At 43.2% G+C, this 1,140-nt stretch carries 1 pseudogene; it reads left to right on the top strand.

Annotated features, from left to right (window positions below):
* A pseudogene (locus DC083_RS10210) lies at window positions 1-1,118 on the top strand (hypothetical protein); the annotation flags it as partial.
* Window positions 1,119-1,140: the final 22 nt, after the last annotated feature.

Here is a 1,140-nt window from a genome sequence, read left to right as displayed (position 1 = left end):
ATTTAGCAGATGATGCTGACGCAACTGCGGAAAACCTCCGTGTTGATGTTAATGATGATGGTGATCTAGTCGTTAAGATGTCATCGAAGTTAACCGGCATCAATGATCTTCAAGTCGGAAAACCAGGTAAAGATGGTGAAGATGGCGTAGATGGTAAGATCGGTGTTAACGGTAAAGATGGATCTTCAGTTGTGATTAACGGTGAAGATGGATCTATCGGTTTAACCGGTCCTGCTGGTAAAGATGGCAAATCGCCTGAACTGAATATCTCAGTGAAAGACGGTAGCCCAGGCTTAGACGGTAAAGATGGTGAAGTTCGTATCGTTTATAAAGATAAGGAAGGCAATGAGAAAGAAGTTGCAAGCCTTGACGATGGTCTCAAGTTTGGTGCAGATAGAGGTGATGATTTAGCGGTTAAGCTCAATGAGAAGCTCGATATCAAAGGTGGTGATGCTAATATCGAAACCTCTATTGATGAAGAGGGCATTAAAGTAAACCTTGCTAAGAATCTTGACCTAGGTAAAGACGGATCCTTGACGACTGGTCAGACTGTTGTGAATAACGGTGGTGTGAAAGTAGGCGAGAACGTTACGCTTGGCGATCAAGGCTTAATCATCAAAGATGGCCCAAGTGTCACTAAAGATGGTATCAACGCAGGCGATAAAGTGATCGCAGGTGTTGCTGATGGTAAAGATGGTAAAGATGCCGTTAACAAAGGTCAGTTAGATGAAGTTAAAGAAGGTCTTACAGAGGCAGGTCTTAAGTTTGCCGGTAACAAAGGCGAAGTTCAGAAGAAACTTGGTGAGACTTTAACTATCAAAGGTGATTTAGCAGATGATGCTGACGCAACTGCGGAAAACCTCCGTGTTGATGTTAATGATGATGGTGATCTAGTCGTTAAGATGTCATCGAAGTTAACCGGCATCAATGATCTTCAAGTCGGAAAACCAGGTAAAGATGGTGAAGATGGCGTAGATGGTAAGATCGGTGTTAACGGTAAAGATGGATCTTCAGTTGTGATTAACGGTGAAGATGGATCTATCGGTTTAACCGGTCCTGCTGGTAAAGATGGTAAATCGCCAGAATTGAATATCTCAGAGAACCATCTTCAAGAATAATCGCCGGCGTTCCCTGTACGCC

The sequence above is a fragment of the Ignatzschineria ureiclastica genome (assembly GCF_003121845.1).
Taxonomy (GTDB): domain Bacteria; phylum Pseudomonadota; class Gammaproteobacteria; order Cardiobacteriales; family Wohlfahrtiimonadaceae; genus Ignatzschineria; species Ignatzschineria ureiclastica.
This window is presented reverse-complemented; position numbering and strand designations above follow the sequence as displayed.